Origin of the sequence: Necropsobacter massiliensis (assembly GCF_000827595.2) — a bacterium.
Taxonomy (GTDB): domain Bacteria; phylum Pseudomonadota; class Gammaproteobacteria; order Enterobacterales; family Pasteurellaceae; genus Necropsobacter; species Necropsobacter massiliensis.
The window spans coordinates 1-474 of record NZ_LN776207.1 but is presented as its reverse complement, the minus strand read 5'-3'; the positions used below and the strand labels follow the sequence as shown (position 1 = coordinate 474).

The 474-nt window shown below is 44.9% G+C and carries 1 rRNA gene; it reads right to left on the bottom strand.

From position 1 onward, the window contains the following. Positions 1-282: ribosomal RNA gene (locus BN3349_RS11830) — 23S ribosomal RNA — on the bottom strand; the annotation flags it as partial. Positions 283-474: the final 192 nt, after the last annotated feature.

The following is a 474-nucleotide window of genomic DNA, read 5'->3' as shown; positions in this document are numbered from 1 at the left end:
CGCTATCACTAACTGGCTACTCCGCTTTCGCTCGCCGCTACTCACAGAATCTCGGTTGATTTCTTTTCCTCGGGGTACTTAGATGTTTCAGTTCTCCCGGTTCGCCTCATTAAGCTATCTATTCACTTAATGATAGTGGGTTCTTCACCCACTGGGTTGCCCCATTCGGATATCTTGGGGTAATCGCCTCTTATCAGCTCACCCAAGCTTTTCGCAGATTTGCACGTCCTTCTTCGCCTCTGATTGCCTAGGCATCCACCGTGTACGCTTAGTCACTTAACCATACAACCTCAAAGGCTCTCACCTTCTCGCGTTATATATTACTCAACACTTAGCCGCCTTTTCTCGACTAAGATTTTCTTTCTCAGACTTGATTCATCCAATATCACCATCATCAGCATCTCTGCCCATAACAGTATATCGGCTGAACTCAGTTTTCAGCTTGTTTCCAGATTGTTAAAGAACAAAATAAGA